19 protein-coding genes and 1 tRNA gene are annotated in these 19,678 nt (G+C 70.2%); 12 read left to right on the plus strand and 8 right to left on the minus strand.

Going from position 1 to position 19,678, the window contains the following annotated elements; genetic code table 11:
• The first annotated feature begins 81 nt into the window (after positions 1-81).
• The 5 genes from ABZS66_RS14075 (at position 82) to ABZS66_RS14095 (ending at position 6,790) form a co-directional block, all read left to right on the plus strand.
• The gene (locus tag ABZS66_RS14075) at positions 82-723 is read left to right on the plus strand and encodes a DUF6230 family protein (protein ID WP_238008225.1); all 642 of its coding nucleotides are present in this window, start codon (positions 82-84) and stop codon (positions 721-723) included.
• 73 nt (positions 724-796) lie between these two features.
• The gene (locus ABZS66_RS14080; RefSeq protein ID WP_354757518.1) at positions 797-2,185 is read left to right on the plus strand and encodes a DUF6114 domain-containing protein; all 1,389 of its coding nucleotides are present in this window, start codon (positions 797-799) and stop codon (positions 2,183-2,185) included.
• A gap of 321 nt (positions 2,186-2,506) precedes the next feature.
• Positions 2,507-2,734, plus strand: coding sequence for a hypothetical protein (locus ABZS66_RS14085; protein ID WP_354757519.1), 228 nt, complete (start codon positions 2,507-2,509; stop codon positions 2,732-2,734).
• 965 nt (positions 2,735-3,699) lie between these two features.
• Entirely contained in the window at positions 3,700-5,490 is a 1,791-nt protein-coding gene (locus ABZS66_RS14090) for an ATP-binding protein (protein ID WP_354757520.1), read from the plus strand.
• 625 nt (positions 5,491-6,115) lie between these two features.
• Positions 6,116-6,790 carry a hypothetical protein gene (locus ABZS66_RS14095; RefSeq protein ID WP_354757521.1) on the plus strand — a complete coding sequence of 225 codons (675 nt, stop codon included), beginning with the start codon at positions 6,116-6,118 and terminating at the stop codon, positions 6,788-6,790.
• Positions 6,791-6,797: 7 nt separating this feature from the next.
• On the opposite strand, the gene ABZS66_RS14100 is transcribed toward ABZS66_RS14095, so the two are convergent.
• Positions 6,798-7,622 (minus strand): SDR family oxidoreductase, encoded by an 825-nt coding sequence (locus ABZS66_RS14100; RefSeq protein WP_354757522.1) that lies wholly within the window; start codon positions 7,620-7,622, stop codon positions 6,798-6,800.
• Between the two features lie 82 nt (positions 7,623-7,704).
• On the opposite strand from ABZS66_RS14100, the gene ABZS66_RS14105 reads away from it, so the two are divergent.
• Positions 7,705-8,082, plus strand: coding sequence for a helix-turn-helix domain-containing protein (locus ABZS66_RS14105; protein WP_354757523.1), 378 nt, complete (start codon positions 7,705-7,707; stop codon positions 8,080-8,082).
• A gap of 7 nt (positions 8,083-8,089) precedes the next feature.
• Here the strand turns inward: ABZS66_RS14105 and ABZS66_RS14110 are convergent, their stop codons facing one another.
• Positions 8,090-8,722, minus strand: a complete 633-nt coding sequence (locus tag ABZS66_RS14110) for a hypothetical protein (RefSeq protein WP_354757524.1) — start codon at positions 8,720-8,722, stop codon at positions 8,090-8,092.
• Between the two features lie 274 nt (positions 8,723-8,996).
• Positions 8,997-10,064: a hypothetical protein gene (locus tag ABZS66_RS14115; protein WP_354757525.1), complete on the minus strand. Its 1,068-nt coding sequence runs from the start codon at positions 10,062-10,064 to the stop codon at positions 8,997-8,999.
• 113 nt (positions 10,065-10,177) lie between these two features.
• On the opposite strand from ABZS66_RS14115, the gene ABZS66_RS14120 reads away from it, so the two are divergent.
• From ABZS66_RS14120 to ABZS66_RS14130, 3 genes are read left to right on the plus strand one after another with little or no spacing between them, the layout of a single operon-like run.
• The gene (locus ABZS66_RS14120; RefSeq protein ID WP_354757526.1) at positions 10,178-11,269 is read left to right on the plus strand and encodes an efflux RND transporter periplasmic adaptor subunit; all 1,092 of its coding nucleotides are present in this window, start codon (positions 10,178-10,180) and stop codon (positions 11,267-11,269) included.
• Positions 11,266-11,946, plus strand: a complete 681-nt coding sequence (locus ABZS66_RS14125; RefSeq protein ID WP_354757527.1) for an ABC transporter ATP-binding protein — start codon at positions 11,266-11,268, stop codon at positions 11,944-11,946. The genes ABZS66_RS14120 and ABZS66_RS14125 overlap by 4 nt, the downstream gene beginning before the upstream one ends.
• Positions 11,943-13,274 carry an FtsX-like permease family protein gene (locus ABZS66_RS14130; protein ID WP_354757528.1) on the plus strand — a complete coding sequence of 444 codons (1,332 nt, stop codon included), beginning with the start codon at positions 11,943-11,945 and terminating at the stop codon, positions 13,272-13,274. The genes ABZS66_RS14125 and ABZS66_RS14130 overlap by 4 nt, the downstream gene beginning before the upstream one ends.
• A gap of 360 nt (positions 13,275-13,634) precedes the next feature.
• Here ABZS66_RS14130 and ABZS66_RS14135 read toward each other — a convergent pair.
• Positions 13,635-13,721: transfer RNA gene (locus tag ABZS66_RS14135), tRNA-Ser, on the minus strand.
• A 67-nt stretch (positions 13,722-13,788) separates the two neighbouring features.
• Here ABZS66_RS14135 and deoD point away from each other — a divergent pair.
• The gene (gene deoD, locus ABZS66_RS14140; protein WP_354757529.1) at positions 13,789-14,496 is read left to right on the plus strand and encodes a purine-nucleoside phosphorylase; all 708 of its coding nucleotides are present in this window, start codon (positions 13,789-13,791) and stop codon (positions 14,494-14,496) included.
• On the opposite strand, the gene ABZS66_RS14145 is transcribed toward deoD, so the two are convergent.
• From ABZS66_RS14145 to ABZS66_RS14160, 4 genes are read right to left on the minus strand one after another with little or no spacing between them, the layout of a single operon-like run.
• Entirely contained in the window at positions 14,489-15,661 is a 1,173-nt protein-coding gene (locus tag ABZS66_RS14145) for an ABC transporter permease (protein ID WP_354757530.1), read from the minus strand. The genes deoD and ABZS66_RS14145 overlap by 8 nt on opposite strands.
• Positions 15,658-16,305: an ABC transporter ATP-binding protein gene (locus tag ABZS66_RS14150; protein ID WP_354757531.1), complete on the minus strand. Its 648-nt coding sequence runs from the start codon at positions 16,303-16,305 to the stop codon at positions 15,658-15,660. The genes ABZS66_RS14145 and ABZS66_RS14150 overlap by 4 nt, the downstream gene beginning before the upstream one ends.
• Entirely contained in the window at positions 16,302-17,324 is a 1,023-nt protein-coding gene (locus ABZS66_RS14155) for a peptidoglycan-binding protein (protein ID WP_354757532.1), read from the minus strand. The genes ABZS66_RS14150 and ABZS66_RS14155 overlap by 4 nt, the downstream gene beginning before the upstream one ends.
• Positions 17,321-17,797, minus strand: a complete 477-nt coding sequence (locus tag ABZS66_RS14160; protein WP_354757533.1) for a hypothetical protein — start codon at positions 17,795-17,797, stop codon at positions 17,321-17,323. Before ABZS66_RS14160 ends, ABZS66_RS14155 begins: the two co-directional genes overlap by 4 nt.
• A gap of 89 nt (positions 17,798-17,886) precedes the next feature.
• On the opposite strand from ABZS66_RS14160, the gene ABZS66_RS14165 reads away from it, so the two are divergent.
• The gene (locus tag ABZS66_RS14165) at positions 17,887-18,543 is read left to right on the plus strand and encodes a response regulator transcription factor (protein WP_354757534.1); all 657 of its coding nucleotides are present in this window, start codon (positions 17,887-17,889) and stop codon (positions 18,541-18,543) included.
• Entirely contained in the window at positions 18,540-19,649 is a 1,110-nt protein-coding gene (locus ABZS66_RS14170; RefSeq protein ID WP_354757535.1) for an ATP-binding protein, read from the plus strand. The genes ABZS66_RS14165 and ABZS66_RS14170 overlap by 4 nt, the downstream gene beginning before the upstream one ends.
• The last annotated feature ends 29 nt before the right edge of the window (positions 19,650-19,678 follow it).

A 19,678-nucleotide genomic window follows, 5' to 3' on the forward strand; every position in this document is an offset into this window, starting at 1 on the left:
GTCGGCCGCAGGAGCGAGTTGCGTGCGCCCGCACCGCAGGAGCGCCGCACACCAGCACCCCGCGACCAAGAGGAGCCCTACGTGTCCGTAGCTCAGGGCAGCGCGGTGAAGGGCCGCACGAGATGGAAGCGTTTCGCGACCGTCGTCGTGCCGGCCACCTTCATCGCCGGCGCCATCGTCTTCGGCCAGGCGACGGGCGCGATCGCCGCGTCCTTCGCCGTCTCCGGCCAGCAGTTCAAGGTCTCCGCCGACAAGCTGGAAGGCACCGGGTTCGTCCAGTACGGCGGCCTCGCCACGGAGAAGGGTGGCAACCCGCAGAACCCGGCCGACCCGAAGAACCACTTCGTCGCGGTCTCCGGCATCAAGCAGGCCAAGCTCTACAACCTGTGCCAGTCGGTGAAGGTCCCCGGCCTGCCCGTCAGCATGGTCATCCACGCCGGCCAGGGCGGCACCCCCGCCGAGGCGACCGACCTGCTCATCGACCTGTCGTCGCTCAAGGGTGACGCCACGTTCAGCAACATCCAGATCGGCATCGACGCCTCCGACCTGACCAAGGGCGGCCCCAACGCTCGCGGTCTCCAGGGCAGCTTCGCCCAGCAGGCCGACAGCGTCGTGATCACCAACCTCAAGCAGGTCGCGTGGTCGACCACCGCCGGCACGTTCAAGCTCACCGGCCTCGACCTGAGCGTCTCCACGGGTGCCAACCCGGAGGAGTGCTTCTAGTTCCGCCGAAAGGGCCCGCGGGTACCGCCCGCGGGCCCGCGCTTTGCTTCGTGAGTTCTTCTGGAGGACGTCCGTGACCACCTCTTTCCGTGCGGGCTTCGGCCGGTGGCGCGCCCAACGGCCGTTCTGGGGTGGCCTGTTCCTGCTGCTGTCGGGCCTGGAACTGTTCCTGAGCGCCAACCTGGAGCTCGCCCTGGAGGTCCACTTCGGGCCGACCGGGTTCCTGTCGTACGTGCTGCCCGCGATGCTGCTGCTGTGCGGGTTGCTGACCTGGCTCTCGCCGGGGCAGCGGCTGTTCTACGGCATCCTGGGCACGCTGACGGCGCTGTACTCACTGATCGGCTTGAACCTCGGGGGCTTCTTCCTCGGCACGGTGCTCGGCGTGGTGGGCGGCGGCCTGGCCGCGGCCTGGTCGCCGGGCGCGCCGCCGGCTCCTGCGCTTGACGAGGGGCCTTCGGACGAGGACGTTCCGCTCGACGACATGTTCGACGAGCGTCCGACCCTGGACGTGCCTCGTCAGTCGTCGGGTGTGCTCACCGATGAGCTGCCGACCGCCGAGTACAGCCCGTTGCACGGCGCCGGGAGCGCCGACGAGCAGGTCCCCCCGTCCGGCAACGGCGACCTGCCGAAGCGCCGGGCGCTCGGCCCGCTCCTGCTGGCCGTCGTCCTGGCGGCGTCGATCGCCGGGGCGACCCACCACGCGGGCACGGCCTACGCCGCCCCCTGTGGCAGCCCCACCGCACAGCCCACCGCTCGCCCGTCGGGCTCGGCCACCGTGCCGGGCCCGGGGGCGAGCCCCTCGGTGGCGCCGTCCCCGTCGGCGTCCCCGTCGCCGACGAAGTCCGAGGACCCCACGCTGCTGGGCTGGATCCGCGGCCTCATCACCGGCGACGAGGCGTCTCCGTCGGCGGCGGCTCCGGCCGCCACCACCAGCGCCCCGGCCGCGAGCCCGCCGGCGCCGACGACGACCACCAAGGCTCCGTCGAAGGCCCCGAGCTGCGCCCCGTCGTCAAGCCCGCCGAACGACAAGAAGGCCGAGATCGCCCCCGGTCAGCCCCACGTGGCCGCCGCCCCGTCGATCCTGAAGGCCGACGTCATGACCATGGACAGCCTGACGTACGACGGCGTGGCAGAGTTGGAGCGCAAGGACGGCAGCAAGGTCAAGGTGCTGGCCTTCAGCATGAAGAAGTCCACCTCGACCCCGTTCGAACTGCGGACCCCCGGCGCCCCGAAACTGCTCCTGACGAAGAGCTCGTCGCTGACGGTGGAGGGCGACGTGAAGTTCTACACGTCGAAGTTCTCGGCGAACGTCCTGGGCATCCTGCCCCTGACCTTCACCCCGTCGTTCCCGCCCCCGCCGATCCCGCTGCCGGGCTTCTACACCAACTGCACGATCGAGCTGGTGTACGTGCAGTCGAACATCCTGCGCGCCCCGGACATGAACATCGCCTACGCAACCTGACACCCCCACGGTTCCCCGAAGCGCCCGGTCGACCACCAAACCGGGCGCTTCGCCGTTGACGCCTGAGGTCGCCTGTCCCCGTCGACGTCGCTGGCCTCGGAGAAGATCCGCGGCACGGACAGCATCTATACCTCGGTTCGAGGATCTCGGCTTCCCCGATCGATTGCATCCGGGAGGAGTACTCGGCGCGTTGGCGCCGCACCCGATCCTCGGCCGAGATGTCTTACGGCTAAGCCGGATCACGAACATGGGCCGCCGAGCGTTGCTCGGCGGCCCATGTCATTTGCCCTAGCGGGCTAGGCGAGGCGGATGAGCCGCCACGTGACCGCCTTGCTGTTGTATGGCGGCATGACGTTGCCCTTCGCGATCGGCGCCGTGGTCGACGGGCTGCCGACCACCTCCCACACGCCGCTCTCGGGGCAGCGCTCGCCCGTCCGCGCGGTCGTTCCGATGGCTGTCGTCACCGGTATTCACTCCCTTCTGCGCGAAAAAACGCCGAAGGAAGACGGGCCGATCCATACCGGCATTCGGCTCGTCCTGCTACCGTGACCTCCTCACCACCAATGAGAGATGGCCCCGGTTCGGCGTCCAGACCTGCGTCTCGGACCTTCCGAGTCGGGGCGTGTCTTTCGCGCTTCTAGCACTCTACAGGACCGAGTGCCAGCAATCTTGAAACGAACTACAGCCGTGCAAGTAAGGCCATGCTAGTTCCGAATGTCGAGACGTCCGCCCTGGTGGATCCCATTTTTTTGACACACGTTCGAGCGGACAACAAATTACGTGTGCCAATGAGGAAGATCGCAACAGATGGTTCTGACATGGGTCCCTAATCCGGCCCTAAGAAACGACTGGGTGAATGGCAACCGATAGGCGTCGATAATACCAGCGAGTAGCTTGCTAAACTGGACCGACTCCAATTTTCCTGGTGTAGATCAATTGGGTTGTCGACCACAACTGCAAGCGGTCACTTGCTGATCCGTAAAGATTGTTGGCGATTCGACCCGCGCCTCAAATTCTGCGGCCGTGACCCTCATCTGACGCGGGCGGTGCTGACCTGGCCGCCTCAGTTGCCGCCTCACTCGTCTGCGTCCGCCGGCAGCCTCGGCCGTCCGCGTCGCCCCACCAACGCCAGCTCACGAACGGTTCGGGTCGCCCCCGGACACCGGAGGGCAGACCTCGAAAGCGTGTGAGGGTTTACGCCCTCCCGGGGTTCGAATCCCCGCGCCACCGCCCTTGGTCAGCCCGAACGCCCGGCACCTCCCAGCAGAGCCGCCCGGCGTTCGGCTTCGTGGTCTCATTTCGTCTCAGTTGCGATCGCCGTAGCGTGGGCGGAGGCGCGCCCGAACGGCCGGCTCGCCGAGCGTGCGACAAAGACTTGTGGCCGCTGCGCCTGTCCTGTGCAAGACCAGCGAAGCCGTGTACAACAGGAGCGGTTGCTGTACAACGAAGTCTGTCCCTGTACCACAAATCTGTGGAACAATCTGTGACACACGCGTTGTACAGGAGGAGGTCCCATGGTCCCGGCGGACATCCCGGGGCTCATCGCCGAGCTCCGGCGGGTCGGCAATGATCACTTCCTCTGTGAGGTGAAGCGCTCGCAGGGCGGCCTGCCGGCCACACTGTGGGAGTCGATCAGTGCATTTGCCAACGCGCAGGGTGGATGCATCCTCCTCGGCGTTGATGAGCGGTCCGGCTTCACCGTGGTGGGCGTCAACGACGCCGGCGCGATGGAGAGCCAGCTCGGCGCGGTCTGCGCCGAGATGGAGCCTGCAGTCCGGGCGGAGATTTTCACCGCGACCATCGACGACAAGAACGTAGTCGCCTGCTATGTGCCGCCTACGCCTCGGGACCAGCGACCGTGCCACCGTAGGAGTCTCGGCCCCTGGGCGGGCTCGCGGATCCGGGTAGGGGACGGCGACCGGAAGCTCACCGACTACGAGGTCGCGCTCTTGCTGGCGAATCGGACCGAACAGAAGTACGACGTCCAAGCCGTGCCTGGCAGCAGCTCCGCGGATCTGGACCAGACGGCGATCGGCCGGTTTCTGAGCCGAGTCCGCGACACCAAGGGCGAGATCTTTCGCAAGATCGACGACGAGCGCGCGCTGACCATGCTCAACGTCCTGACCATGCACAACGGGATGCTCGTCCCGACACTGGCTGGGCTGCTCGCATTTGGGATCTATCCGCAGACGTTTGAGCCGCAGCTCAACCTTACATTCGTGGCTTATCCCGGCACCGAGCCCGGTGTGCTCGGCCCGGCTGGAGAGCGGTTCATCGAGAACCGCTCGGTGGACGGCTCGATTCCCCTCATCGTGAACGAGTGCGTGCGCATCCTGAAGCGGAACATGAAACGTCGCAGCATCGTCTCCGGAATTTTTCGCATCGATGAATGGGAGTACCCTGAGGAGGTCCTGCGGGAGGCGTTGGTCAACGCACTGGTGCATCGCGACTACTCGGACTTCGCCCGCGGAACGCAGGTCCAAGTCGAGATGTATCCGGATCGGCTGGTGATCCGAAATCCCGGCGGGCTGTACGGACCGGTCGACGTCGGTGCACTCGGGACGACGACGGTGACGTCCTCCAGAAACAAGGCGCTGCTCAAGATTCTTGAAGACACGCCGTACTTCGATGGCCACATGGTGTGCGAGAACCGCGGGAGCGGGATCACTCGAATCCGAATGGTCCTGACCGAAGCCGGCATGGAACCTCCGGAGTTCACGGACGGGATCTCCTCGTTCACCGCCGAGTTTCCCAACCACGCGCTGCTCGACCAGGACGCGATTGAGTGGTTGCAGTCGCTGGACAATCGGCCGCTGTCGCGGTCTCAGATGACCGGGCTCGTCATGATGCGCAACGGCGCGGTGCTGACCAACGGCAGTTATCGCGCTTCCACTGGAGTCCAGGACAGCCGGACCGTGAGCCGAGAGCTCCGCGATCTCGTCGAACGCGGCTTGGTCGAGCAGCAGGGCACGCGTGGCACGACAACCTACCGGCATTCGGACGGCAGGACGTTCGAGCAGGAGGAGGATCTCTTCACGCTGACTCGGCTCGGCGACCTGAACGCCGATGAGACCCCTCCAACGGCTGCCGCATTCACCGACAGTGAGACGCTCGTGCTGAGCGTCCTCTCAAGCACCGAACTGTCGCGCACGGAGATCGAACGGCAAACCGGCCTGAAAGGTCATCAGGTGCTCCGGGCGCTGCAGTCGCTACGGGACAGAGGTCATGTTCGCATGATCGGACAGCCTCGATCACGGAGCACGCGCTACGTCGCAACCACACCGGATTCAACACCGCGGACATGAACCCTCATACAGATAACGCTTCGTCTCAGTTGCCGTCTCGTTCGTCCCCGTTCGCGAGTGATCTCGCGCGTCCGTTGCCACGTGCAGGCGCAGCGCACGGACGGCGCGAACCGTCGCTGGACACTGAAGAGCAGACCTCGAAAGCGTGTGAGGGTTTACGCCCTCCCGGGGTTCGAATCCCCGCGCCACCGCCAGCAAGCAGGCCAAACGCCCGGCCCGTCGATGAGACGGCAGCCGGGCGTTCGTCGTTTCAGGGTCGCTGGTCTCAGCTACCCGGGGGCCGTAGCGTCGAACAGCACTTGCCGCCTCCCGTCGGAAGTGGTGGACAGCCTGCTCTCCTCGGGCGGCGGTTGACCCTCCCCGTTCGACCCATGCCTCGGCAGTACTGGGCGGTTGACTGCAACGAGGCGGCTTCTCGGTTCGGGCAGGCAGATCGGACCGGCACCGAGCGCAGGGCCTCGATCGAGCGGTAGGGGCTCCGCCGGCCGGGTGGACGCGCGGTCGAGGGCGGCGGCGCGCGAGAAACTGGATCTGGAGCATCGCCGTGAACAGGCTTGCGGCATGGTGACGCCATCGGCCGTGGTCTTGGCGGGCCGGGTTAGGTTGTGGCGATTAGCTTGGGTCTATGGACTCGGCGGGGTTGCTGCTCATCGGGGTCGGCTGCGTCGGGCTCTTCCTGGTCGCCGTCATCGCCGGCGCGGTCGTCGCGCGGCGGAAGGAGCGGGAGCGGGTCGAGCGGATTCGGCAGTGGGCCGGTGCGGCCGGGTGGCGGCTCGAGGTCCGGCCGCAGGTCGAGTGGGGGCGGCGGATGCCCGGGCGGAACCGGCGGGGCGTGTCGCTCGCCGTCTCCGGGCAGCTCGACGGCCGGCCCGTGACCGCCGCCGAGTACTCCTACACCACCACCACGTCCACCGGCACCAACGGGACCAGTAGTACCACCACGTACCACTACGTCATCCTCGTCGTCGGGATGCGTGGGGTCTGGCCCGTCGTCGCCGTGCACCGGCGGGGGAAGCTGTCGAGGTTCGGGCGGGCCCTGTTCGGGGATCGGGCCACCGCGGTCGGGTACAAGCCGTTCGACCGGGACTACCGGGTCACCGCCGACGATCCCGCCCGGGTCCGTGGGGTCCTCGGGCGGGATCTCATCGCCGCGCATGCCGCCGGGCGGCTGCCGCAGTGGAGTCTCGGCGGGCGGGAGCTGCTGACCTTCCGGGAGGGCCGGATCGTCCAGCCGGAGGCCCTCCCCGCGGAGCTGGCGCCGCTCGTGCGCGTCGCCGACCTGATCGAGCCGCCCCGCTAGACGTGCCCTACGCCTTCTGGATCGCCTCCTCGAGCGTGGTGGTCGGGCGGCCGATGAGGCGGCTCAGGTCGCCGCTGACCACGCCGAGGGCGCCCGCGGCGATGGCCGCGTCGGAGCCGGCGAGCGCCTTGGCGAAGCCCTCCGGCACGCCGAAGCCGATCAGGGCCTGGGCGTAGTCGGCCTCGGACAGGTCCCGGTACTCGACCTCGCGACCGGCCCGGGCGCTGATCGCGGCGGCCACCTCGGCCAGCGTGAACGCGTGGTCGCCGCCCAGCTCGTAGATCTTGTTCGCGTGGCCCTCGCCGGTGAGCACGGCCGCGGCCGCGGCGGCGAAGTCGGCCCGGGTGGCGCCGGCGATCCGGCCCTCGCGGGCGGCGCCGAGCAGCACGCCGTGCTCGATCGTGGAGGCCAGGTTCCCCGTGTAGTTCTCGATGTACCAGTTGTTGCGCAGGAACGCGAACGGCAGGCCGGAGGCCCGGATGTACTCCTCGGTGAGCTTGTGCTCGGGCGCGATCGGGATCGTCGAGGTGTCGGCCTCGGTGATGCTCGTGTAGGCGATCAGCCCGACGCCGGCCTTCACCGCCGCGTCGACGACCGCCCGGTGCTGCGCGGCCCGCCTGCCGACCTCGTTGGCCGAGATGAACAGCAGCACGTCGGTGCCGGTGAAGTCGAGGGTCTCCGGGCGGTCGTAGTCGGCGTGCCGCGTCGGGACGCCGAGGTCCTGTGTCGTGTCGCGGACAGCCGCGACGACGTCGCTGCGCCCCGCCTGCCGCAGCTCGGCGAGGACAAGGCGGCCCAGGTGGCCGGTGGCGCCGGTGACGGTGATCGTCATGGGATCGCTCCTTCGGTAAGTGCTGGCCAGACTGTAGGCACTAACTTCTAGAAAGTGCAACCCGTCAGTTATCGTTGTGACCATGGCCCCCAGGGACGAGCTGGTGTTCGACGTGTTCGCGCGGAACTGCACGTCGCGCCCCGTCATGGACACGGTCGCCGGCCGGTGGGGCATCCTGACGCTCGCCGCCCTGCTGGAGGGCACGCACCGCTTCAACGAGCTGCGCCGCCGGGTCGACGGGGTGAGCGAGAAGATGCTGTCCCAGACGCTGCACGCCCTGGAGCGGGACGGCCTGGTGACGCGCTCCGTGCTCAGCGCCATCCCGCCCCGGGTGGAGTACAGCCTGACCGCCACCGGCAAGCGCATCGCCGACAAGCTGACCGAGCTCATCGATCTGGTCGAGGCCGAGATGCCGGGCATCTCGGAGTCCCAGGATCGTTACGACACGGCGCGGGAGTAACCCGGATTCAGAACGCCACCGCCACCGCCACCGTTGCCAGGCCGGCGCCGACCAGGGCGATCGCCCATACCCGGTCCAGGTTGAGCCACGACGCCCGGAGGATGGGGCGGCCTGCCAGCTGATAGACGAGCAGGGCCACGGCGCCGGCCACCGTGACCATCGCGGCGGTGTGGACCGTCGTTGCCAGCAGGCCCGTCCACAGGGTCGCCTCGCCGGCGGCGTGGGCGTGGCCCTGCGACGGTGCGTTCGTCACCAGGACCGGGACCAGCATCAGGCCGGCGCCGTGAACGCTCGACATCAGGAACGACCACGCCGTCAGCTGCAGCGGGGAGAGGCGCAGGCCGGGCGGGCCGGTGTGGCGCTGCGACAGGGCGCGCCACAGGCCGAAGGCGACCAGGACCGCACCGCCCGTGATGGCCACCGCGCGGGTGGCCAGGATCGACTGCAGGGCGCTGACCAGGCCGGCCACGACGAAGATCGACAGGGCGTGGCCCGCCGCGATGGGGATCAGGGCGCGGACGATCGCGCGCCTGCTCCGCTCCTGAAACCCGGTCGCCACCGCGAACAACCAGCCCATGCCCGGGTTCAGGCCGTGGAACGCGCCCATGGCGGCGAGTGCTAGGTACGCTCCGATGCTCACCGCCGCCGACCCTAACTCAACTCGTGCCATCCGTTCGGCTCATGTTCGAGGGCGGGGTGCTCATCCTGCGGGTCGAGACGCCGATTGCGGCGTGACGCCCTGACCTGGGAGCACGGATGCACCCACGCATCTTCCCGGCACTCGCCGTGGCCGCCGCCCGGTTCGTCGTCGCCCCGGCTGCCCCGGCCCGGGCCGGCCAAACCGCCCCCGGCGGTGGAGCCTTCCCCCACGCCGCCGCGCGGGGTGGGGCGGCGCCGGCCGCCCCACCCTGTGTTCACACGCTGGAGCTGAACGTCGACAGGTACGGCAGATCAACCGCCGCGCCGGAGTTGGTGAAGCAGGCGGCAGTGACCACCGCCGTTCCCCCGGCATCGATCCACAACTCTTTCAGGCCGCAGTATCCCGACGTGTCGCCGTAGGCCGTGACCTGCGCGTGGGTCTGCTTCTGGTGCAGGTCCGGGTACTTCACGACCGGCCCGCCGATCCCGTTGGCGCCGAAGCCGTAGAGGCTGTTGAAGTTCGTCTGGCCGGGCGGCGACCAGCTGGCCACGTAGCCGAAGTACCGCGGCGGGTAGACCGCCGCGTACACCGAGCGCTCCCGGTGGAACGACGCGGTGAACTCGGAGTCCATGAGCGCACCCGTGGCCGGGTTGAAGCAGGCGACGAGCGCGACCACGTCGGTGCCGCTCCAGGTCCAGCGGGCGACCTTGCACCGCCGCGGCTGGGCGTTCGGCTGCACCGCGGTGACCTGGAGGTTGCCCGAGAGCGCGCCGGCCACGCCGACGCTCTTGAAGCGCACGGTGTAGTACCCCGGCGGACTGGGCACCACCGAGTTGGCACTGCCGGTCGAGTTGTACTGCTGGGCGATCCCGCCGACCGAGTTGACCTGCACCGACGCGTACGCGCCGGGCACGGCCGTCCCGGAGCTCACCGTCCACAACACCGTGAACTGGCTGTCGATCGGGGCGCCGCCGGGCTTGAAGCACTGGACGTCGACGACCTGGTCGGCACCCATGGCGTACCAGCGGACCGCCTCGCAGAACCGGCCGTCGGCGCTGACGGCGGTGACGTGCGGGATGCCCCGCGACCCGGTGCCGATCTGCGGGAAGCGGACCAGGAACCGGCCGGTGGCGATCTTGATGCCGTCGGCCTGCAGGCCCGGTGCGAACGTCATCCAGCTGCCGTACTGGTACGCCGGCGGCAGCGGCGTCCAGGCGACCGTGGTCGGGTCCTTCACGAACGCGAAGCCCCACCGGTCCGGGGCGGCCGCGCTCGCCGGCGCGGCGGGAATGAGGAGAACGGCTGCCGCCATGGCGGTGGCGGCGGCGAGAGTGATTCTCATCAATGTAATGTGCGCGATGATCCGATTGAGTACTGTCAGTTTCGCTACATTGACACACAGCTATTTCGGGATTCGTGACAACGTACCGCCCGGTCCGCACCGTCCACTGTGGCGTGGAGGTGTCAATGACCAAGGGTGGTATTTTCGCGATCACCCATTTCCGGGCACCCGCAACCCGGCTCCGGTCGATACCCTGGGCGGGCTTCGATCGGCTCGATCTGGGGGTTGCACCGGTGCGAAGATTGTTGTCCCTGTTCACCGCACTCGGCCTGCTCGCGGGCTGCACGCCGTCGAGCGCCGAGGAGCGGGCCAATCCAAGCCTCGCCGAGCGAGGCACCGCCATGACCACCGTCAAGCCGGCCCGACAGGACCTCACCAACCGGGTGAGCCTCACCGGCAAGGTGCAGCTCGGCCCGACGTTCGGGCTGGTCGCGCCGATCGACGGCGAGGTGCGCTATCTCGACGTGAAGGCGCCGACGTCCACGCCCACGAAGCCGACGAAGGTCGCCAACGTGTGGGCCAACGGCAAGGCGACCCCGATCGAGGTGCCGGCCGGCGCGCTGTTCACGGGCCGGCTGGTCGACGACCGGTCGAAGGTGACGGCCGGGATGCCGATCGTGTCCGCCAAGTACGTCGGCTACGGGATCGTCGCCGACATCGACGGCTCCCAGGCGTACCAGATCAGCGACACCCTGGAGTCGGTCCAGGCGCAGATCAAGAGCGGTCCGGGGCCCTTCCCTTGCAGTGTGCTGGGGACGCTCGCCGCGCTGCCCGCCGGTACCATTCCGGAACCGAAGCAACCGACGGCCAATCCCAGCGCGAGCGCGCCCCCGCCGGTGGTCGAGAAGAACCCGCAACAGCCGTCGGAGTCGACCGGCATGCGGCTGGTGTGCGTCGGCCCGGCCGGCGCGAAGCTCATCAACGGCGCCTCCGCCACCGTCGAGGTGGTCACGGCGAAGGCGAGCAACGTGCTGGTGCTGCCGGTCGAGGCGGTCGCCGGCTCGCAGGGCCAGGGCCAGGTCGAGGTGGTCAACGCCGACCAGACCCGGGAGGTCCGGCAGGTCACGCTGGGCCTCAGCGACGGCAAGGTCATCGAGATCAAGTCCGGGCTGACCGGTGACGAGACGATCGCCGTGCCCGGCCCCAGCCTGCCGGCCGCCAAGCCGAACCAGACCGGCGGCATGCCGTTCCCGGGCAAGTCATGAGCCCGCTGATCGAGCTGGTCGGCGTCACCAAGACGCTCAAGGGCCAGCAGCAGCCGCGCACCATCCTCGCGGGCGTCGACCTCACCGTCGAGCCCGGCGAGAGCGTCGCCATCCTGGGCCGCTCCGGCTCCGGCAAGAGCACGCTGCTGAGCCTCATCGGCCTGTTCGACCGGCCCGACACCGGCCACTACTTCATGGGCGGCCGCGACCTCGCGCGCCTCCCCGAGCGCAAGGCCGCCGGGCTGCGCAGCGCCGAGTTCGGCTTTGTGTTCCAGCGGTTCTTCCTGCTCAAGCACCTCACCGCCGCGCAGAACGTGGCCATGGCGCTGGTCAACGGCCAGGGCTGGCTGCCGCGCCGCAAACGCAAGGCCCGCACGCTGGAGGCGCTCGACCAGGTCGGCATCGCGCACCTGGCCAAGCACCGCCCGGCCAAGCTGTCCGGCGGCGAGCAGCAGCGGGTCGCCATCGCCCGGGCGCTGGTGCGCAACCCGAGCGTGCTGCTCGCCGACGAGCCCACGGGCGCGCTCGACACCGAGACCGGCAACCTGGTCATCGAGGTCATGCGTGCCGCCACCGAGCGCGGCTGCGGCCTCGTGCTGGTCACGCACGACGAGGCCCACGCCGCCAAGATGCACCGGGTCCTGCGCCTGCAGGACGGCGTGCTGGAGCCGGCATGATCAGACTGTCGGGCCGGCTCCGGTCGGCCGTCATCATCGGCGGGCAGGGCATCCGAGCCCGCAAGATGCGGACCTTCCTGTCCATGCTCTCGCTTTTCCTGGGTGTACTGGCAGTGGTCGCCGTGCAGGCCGCCGCGGAGACCGCCAAGACGCTCCGCCTCGCCGACCTCGAGCTCCATGCGGGCAAGGACGGCACGCGGCAGCTGTACGTGCCGCCGATGGGCGACGCCGTCTCGACCACCTTCGACACCATCGCGGGCAGGCCGGGCGTGGCGGCGATGATGAGCTACCAGGCCATCATCGGCGAGCCGAAGGTCACCCCGATCAACCCGGGCGCGGCACCGTTCAACAACGAGGCCGCCTACGGCTACGGCCCGATGCCGGGCTCGTTCCAGGTGCAGTGCGACTCGTCGGGCCTGTGCCGGCCGGTCCCGGTCGATGCGGGTGACGTACCGCCGAAGGGCCAGGCCATCGAGGTCGTGCTCAACGCCGTGTCGGGTGACGTGCGGCAGTTCCGGCCGTTCCGCCCGGTGAGCGGCTCCTGGCTCGACGAGTCCGGCCCGCCGTCGTACTCCCCGCGGCTCGTGCTCAACAAGGAGGCCGCCCGCGGCTTCAGCGAGCACGTGGTCCCGGCCGAGATGCGGATGGACGGCGCGACCGCCAACCCCACCCCGCGCATCATCGGCGTCGTCGACGACGGCAATCCCCAGCCCACGGCCTACGTCCGCATGGACGACCTGCGCAACTGGCTCCCGTCGTCGGCCGGCAGCAGCCAGTACGGCGGCGGCCTGCTGGTCCTGCTCTCCCCGTCGGCCGGCGAGACCGAACGCCTGCTGGTGCACAAGCTGACCAGCGCGGGCCTCCCGGGCGAGGCGCTGCAGGTCCAGGTGGTCGACGCCCGCAAGACGATCGAGTCGGAGCTGTCGATCGTGCGCTGGATCTTCCTGGGCATGGCCGGCCTGGTCCTGCTCATCGGCGTGGCCGGCATCCTGAACGTCGGCCTGGCGACGGTCGGTGAACGGGTGGAGGAGTTCGCGCTGCGCCGCGCGGTGGGCACCCCGAGATCGCTGCTCGCGGGCATCGTGCTGGCCGAGACGCTGCTCACCGGCCTGCTCACCGCGGCCGCGGCCATCGGCCTGTCGGTCGTCGCGCTCGACGTCGCGTCGGCGATGTTCGCCTACCGCTTCCCGGAGTTACGGGACATGACCTTCCCCTGGCAGGCAGGCGTCGCCGGCGTCATCGCCGGCCTGGTCGCGGGCCTCCTCGGCGGCGCGATCCCGGCCGCGCGGGCCGCCCGCATCCCGATCGCGACGGTGATGCGCGCCTGACCGCCCACCGCTCGTCAGTGAAAGCCGGCCGCGGCGTACTGGGCGAGCGCTGTCCGCAGAGCCTTCGGGACCTCGTCGCCGGCCTGGTCTTCACGGTCGGCGACGAGGTACGGGTGGCAGCCGCCAGACCAACTCCCACCGGCGGTCCTCGTCACCGCCGGAGGCCGCGCGGAGCGCTTCGTCGACGGCCTCCGCCACAGCGGCCTCCGACATCGACATGGCGGCCATCCTGCAGAAGGCCCGAACCGAGCGCAATCGCAATCCTGCGGCGGAGGCCGCCCGCCCGTCCGTCGTAGGCCGAAACGACGGACACCCGGTCGCGTCCGAAGGGACGGCCGGGCGTTCGTGCTGGCCAGAGGGCGGTGGCGCGGGGATTCGAACCCCGGGAGGGCGTAAACCCTCACACGCTTTCGAGGCGTGCTCCTTAGGCCACTCGGACACGCCACCGCCGAAGACCTTACAGGACCCCCCACCCATCCCACACGGGGGACCGGCATTTGGCAGGATCAGGGGTATGAGCACGCACATCGGGGCCCAGGCCGGTGACATCGCTGAGCGGGTCCTGCTGCCCGGCGACCCCCTCCGGGCCAAGTGGATCGCCGAAACCTTCCTCAAAGACGCCCGTTGCTACTCGACCGTGCGGAACATGCTCGGGTTCACCGGGACCTATGACGGGGTCGAGGTGTCCGTCCAGGGGTCGGGCATGGGCATGCCCAGCGCCAGCATCTACACCCACGAGCTGATCAACGACTACGGGGTCAGGAAGCTGATCCGGGTCGGCAGCTGCGGGGCGATCGTCGAGTCGCTCAAGCTGCGGGACGTGGTGGCCGCCATCGGGTCCAGCACCGACTCCATGATGAACCGGCAGCGGTTCGACGGGCTCATCGACTACGCGCCGGTGGCGGACTTCGAGCTGCTGCGCACGGCCGTCGACGTCGCGCGGCAGCAGGGCATCGAGATGCAGGTCGGGCCGATCCTGGCCGCCGACGCGTTCTACACCGACCGGCCCGACCTCTACGATCGTCTCGCCGACTACGGGGTCCTCGCCGTCGAGATGGAGTCCGCGGCCATCTACACCATCGCCGCGCGGTTCGGGGCCAAGGCGCTGACGCTGCTGACCGTCAGCGACCACATCAAGACCGGCGAGCGGACCACCGCCCAGGAGCGGGAGCAGACCTTCGGGCAGATGGTCGAGGTCGCGCTACGGACGATCATCAGCTAGCCGCCAGCGCCACGGTGGGGGAGAGGCGGGCCGCCCGGACGGCCGGGTAGAGGCCCGCCACTGCGCCGACGAGCAGCGTCACGGCAAACACCCCGACCGGCACCCACAGCGGCACGGCGAACAGCCAGTCCCGCCAAGCCGCGTAGGACAGCGTGACCAGCACGCCGAGCAGCACGCCGGCCAGGCCGCCAAGGAAAGACAGCAGCAGCGACTCGGTCAGGAACTGGAGCCGGATCTGGCCGCGCGTCGCCCCGAGTGAGCGACGCAGGCCGATCTCGGCGCGCCGTTCGAGCACCGAGATGACCATCGTGTTGGCCACCCCGACGCCGCCGACGAGCAGGGCCACCGCGCCGAGGCCGAGGAGCAGGCCGGTGAACGTCGCGTCGGTCGCCTCGCGGGCGGCCAGGGCGTCGGAGGGGCGCGAGACCTGCACCTCGTTGGGCGCCGACGGGTTCGCGGTGGCGGCGAGGACGTCGGCGACCGCGGTGACGGCGTCGTCGCGGGCGCGGGCGTAGATCGTCGTCGCGTACCCGTCGAAGCCCAGGACCTGCTCGGCCACCGGCCAGCCGATGAGCGCGGCGGTGTCGAGGGCGGGCGCCAGCGGTGCCGGGGCGAGGATTCCGACGACGGTGAACCAGCGGTCGCCGAGCCAGACCGACAGGCCCAAGCCGTTCCGCAGGCCGAGCAGGGTCGCCGCCTTGGAGCCCAGCACGACGGTCGGGTAGGTGGGCGCGGTCAGCCAGGTGCCGGCCTGCATGCTCGCGCCGACCGTGCCCAGCAGGCCGGGCCGCGCGGCCAGCACCGCGATGCCGCCCGACTCGGCGGCCGGGATGCGGTCGGTGCGGTACACCCGGGCGGTCTTGACCTGGCCGGTCGCGGACACCGAGGTCACCGGGCCGATGCGGGCGACCATCGCCTCCGCCGAGGAGGGCAGGTGCGAGGAGTCGCCGAAGAAAGTCTTGCCGGGTCCGGCGGTCAGCAGGTTGGTACCGAGGGCGTCCAGCTCCCGTGAGAGTTGCGCACGGCTGGACGTGGAGATCCCGACCACGGCCACCATCGCCGCGATGCCGATCGCGATGCCGAGGGCCGACAGCACGACCCGCAGCGGCCGCGTCCGCAGGCCGGACCCGCCGACCCGCACGACGTCCCAGAACGACAGCCTCATCCGACGATCCTTCCGTCGCGCATCTCGACCCGGCGGGGCAGCGCGGCGGCGATCTCCCGGTCGTGAGTGATCATCACGACCGTCGTCCCCTCCAGCGACAGGAGCAGGTCCAGCACGACGCGACCGGAAACCGAGTCCAGGTTCCCCGTCGGCTCGTCGGCGAGCAGCACCGGCGGCGATCCGACCAGCGCCCGCGCCACCGCGACCCGCTGCCGCTCGCCGCCGGAGAGCTGGTGCGGCCGGTGGTCGACGCGGTGGGCCAGCCCGACCCGCTCCAGCGCCGCGGCCGCACGGCGCCGGCGGTCGCGGAGCGGCACGCCCGAATACAGCAGCCCGTCGGCCACGTTGTCCAGCGCCGGTACCCCGGCCGCCAGGTGGAACTGCTGGAACACGAAGCCGATCGCGGTGGCCCGCAGCCGGCTCAGCCCGGCGTCACCGAGCGCGGCGACGTCCTGCCCGGCGACGGACACCGTCCCGGAGGAGGGGCGGTCGAGCGTGCCGATGAGGTGCAGCATCGTCGACTTCCCCGAGCCGGACGGCCCGACGACGGCGACCATCTCCCCGGCCGCGACGTCGAGGTCGACGCCGTCCAGCGCCGTGACGCCCCCGGGGTACACCTTCCGCACATCACGCAGGGAGATCATCCGGCCACCCCGACGGTCAGGCCTTCGGACAGGTCGGCGCCGGAGACCTCGACCCGGCCGGCGGCGAACAGGCCCGTCTTCACCGCGACGGTGCGCACGCCGCCGGCGTCGTCGACGAGCTGCAGGCCGTAGCCGCCCTCGGCGAGCGCGACGAGCGCGGCGACCGGCACGGTCAGGACGTTCTCGCGGGACTCCGACACGAGGGTCACGTCGACCGGCGCGGCGTCGTACGTGCCCAGCCTGTCCTGCGCGGCCAGGGTCACGGTGACGTCCACGGTCACGGTCGTGGTGTTGCCCTGGACCGTCGCGGTGGCGACCGCGCCGATCGCGCTGATGGTGCCGTCGACGACGGTGTCATTGGGCAGTCGTACCTCGGCCACGTCCCCGACCGACGCGAGCTCCTGCTTGGTGACGTCGAGCTTCACCGTCACCACGCGGGCCGAGCCGGTCCAGTCGAGAACCGCCGTCGTGGCGTTGTCGCCGAGGTGGGCCCGGACCTGGCCGACGCGGACCGCGGCCGGCGCGACGACGATCCGGCCGACCTCGACCGTCCCGGTCCGGGGCAGCCCCAGCGACTCCTGCCAGTCGCGCACCACGTCGGCGGTGGCCGAGGTGTAGGAGTCGTCGGCCGTGAACCCCTTGTATCCCAGCGCCGCCAGCCCGGCCTCGAACATGGCGACGTCCGCGCCCTCGTCGCCGGGCTTCAGCGGGCGGTACAGCGGGGCCGTCCCGTACCAGAGGAGCACCGGCCCGCCGTCCACGCGGTACAACTGCTGCCCGCGCTGCACCGTGGAGCCCTCTCCCGGCAGCCCGGTGATCATGCCCGGCAGCCGCCCGACGACGGTCGTAGCCGTCCCGAAGCCGAGGGTCCCGTCCACATCCTCGGTCGTGGTCAGCGTTCCCCGGGTGATCTTCGTGGTCGACGGCTTGGCCGGAGGCACCGGATCGGCGTGCCGCGGATAGAAGATCGCGCCGGCGAGAACGACGGGCACCCCCAGCAGAAGCCAGCGGCGCCTCACCGGCCCACCGTCCCCTTGCACGCCTCGGCCGCCGCCTTGAAGGCCGGGCTGTTGACGTCGATGTCGCTCTTCAGGAACGAGCTGAGCCCGGTGTCCGGGTCGGGATCGGGCATGTCGACGCCGTGCTCGCGCATGCACTTGGCGAAGGCCCGGGCCTGCTCCAGCTGCTCGGGCGAGAGGTTCTGCAGTGACCCGCCGTTGGGCAGGAACTCCTGGCAGGCCTCGCTCGCCGCGAGCACCTTCGAGCGGTCGGCGCCCGGCGCGATCTCGATGTTGCCGTCGGGGCCGGGGTCGGGCATGTCGACGCCGTGCTCCCGCATGCACTTGGCGAACCGGCGGTTGGCCTCGGCCTTGTCGGCGGACGGGGAGGCCGACGCGGCGGCATCGCCACCGGCGGTCGCGACCGACGGCTTCTCCCCCGACGAACACGCCGCCAGCAGGAGCAACGTCAGAACCACAATGGTCGTCTTCATGCCCGACAGTGCAGGGCAGCGGCCATAAGACGGTCGTCAGCCGGGCACCTTATCCCGCGCTTACAGCCGGTGGCGGCACCATGGACGGCGTGCGGGTTCTCGTGGTGGAAGACGAACAGCTGCTGGCCGACGCGGTCGCGGAGGGGCTCCGGCGGGAGTCGTTCGCGGTCGACGTCGCCTACGACGGTGACGGCGCGCTCCAGCGGCTCGGCGTCAACGAGTACGACGTGGTGGTCCTCGACCGCGACCTGCCCGAGGTGCACGGCGACGAGGTGTGCCGCCAGGTGGCGAGCGCCATGCCGGAGACGCGGATCCTCATGCTCACGGCCGCGTCGGCGGTGGCCGACCGGGTCGACGGGCTGTCCCTGGGCGCCGACGACTACCTGGGCAAGCCGTTCGCGTTCGCCGAGCTCGTCGCCCGGGTGCGGGCGCTGGGCCGGCGGGCCCGGGCCGCCACCCCGCCGGTGCTGGAGCGCGGGGACCTGCGCCTCGACCCGAACCGGCGCGAGGTCTTCCGCGGCGGGCACTACGTTGCCCTGACCCGCAAGGAGTTCGCGGTACTGGAGGAGCTCCTGCGGGCAGACGGAGCGGTGGTCTCGGCGGAGCAGCTGCTGGAGCGCGCGTGGGACGAGCACATCGACCCGTTCACGAACGTGCTCCGGGTGACGGTGATGACCCTGCGGCGCAAGCTCGGCGATCCGCCGGTCGTCGAGACCGTCGCCGGCGTGGGGTACCAGATCCGATGAGGCACCTCGGCATCCGGACCCGGCTCACCCTGCTCTACGGCGTGCTCTTCCTGGTCGGCGGCACCATCCTGCTCGGGCTGACGTACGTGCTGGTCAAGCAGAACATCCACCAGCGCAGCGCCGGCTCGGTGTCGACCCTGCCGGCCGAGCTCAAGGTGGGCCTGGGCGACCAGTCGATCCGGGTCAACGAGATCCTCAAGGACCTCCAGGCCCGCCAGGAGCGGATCGAGCAGGACACCCTCGACGCGCTCATCACCCAGGGCTCGATCGCGCTCGGCCTGGTGACCGTCATCGGCGTCGGGGTGGGCTGGCTGATGGCCGAGCGGGCGCTGCGTCCGGTGCATCGCATCACCGAGACCGCCCGCCGGGTGGCCGGCGGCAGCCTCCACGAGCGGATCGCGCTGCACGGGCCGGCCGACGAGATCAAGGAGCTCGCCGACACCTTCGACTCCATGCTGGAGCGGCTCGACCAGGCCTTCGACGGGCAGCGCCGGTTCGCCGCGAACGCCTCGCACGAGCTGCGCACGCCGCTGACGATCAACCGGACGCTGATCGAGGTCGCGCTGGGCCGGCCGTCCCCGCCGCCGGAGCTGGTGCAGCTGGGGGAGACGCTGCTGGCCGTCAACGCCCGGCACGAGCGGCTCATCGACGGGCTGCTCACGCTGGTCGCGTCCGAGCAGGCGCTGACCGTGCACGACCCGGTCGACCTGGCCGAGGTGGCCCGGCACGTCATCGGCGACCGTCCGATCAGCGTGTCGTTCGTCAGTGCCCCCGCCGTCGGCGACCCGGTGCTGCTCGAGCGGGTCGTGCAGAACCTCGTGGACAACGCGCTGGCCTACAACGTGCCCGGCGGGCAGGTCTGGGTCTCGACCGGACCGACGTGGGTGACGGTCTCGAACACCGGGCCGGTGGTCCCGCCGTACGAGATTCCCGGGCTCTTCGAACCGTTCCGCCGGCTGCGGTCGCGGACCGGCTCGGCGAACGGCACCGGGCTGGGTCTGTCGATCGTCCGGTCGGTGGCGGTCGCCCATGGCGGCACCGTGGAGGCGAAGCCGCGCGACGGCGGTGGGCTGACCGTGACGGTGACGCTGCCCACAAGAAAATAACCGACCGGTCGGTCGCATTGTTGGTACCG

It is taken from the genome of Dactylosporangium sp. NPDC005572, assembly GCF_040605515.1.
Taxonomy (GTDB): domain Bacteria; phylum Actinomycetota; class Actinomycetes; order Mycobacteriales; family Micromonosporaceae; genus Dactylosporangium.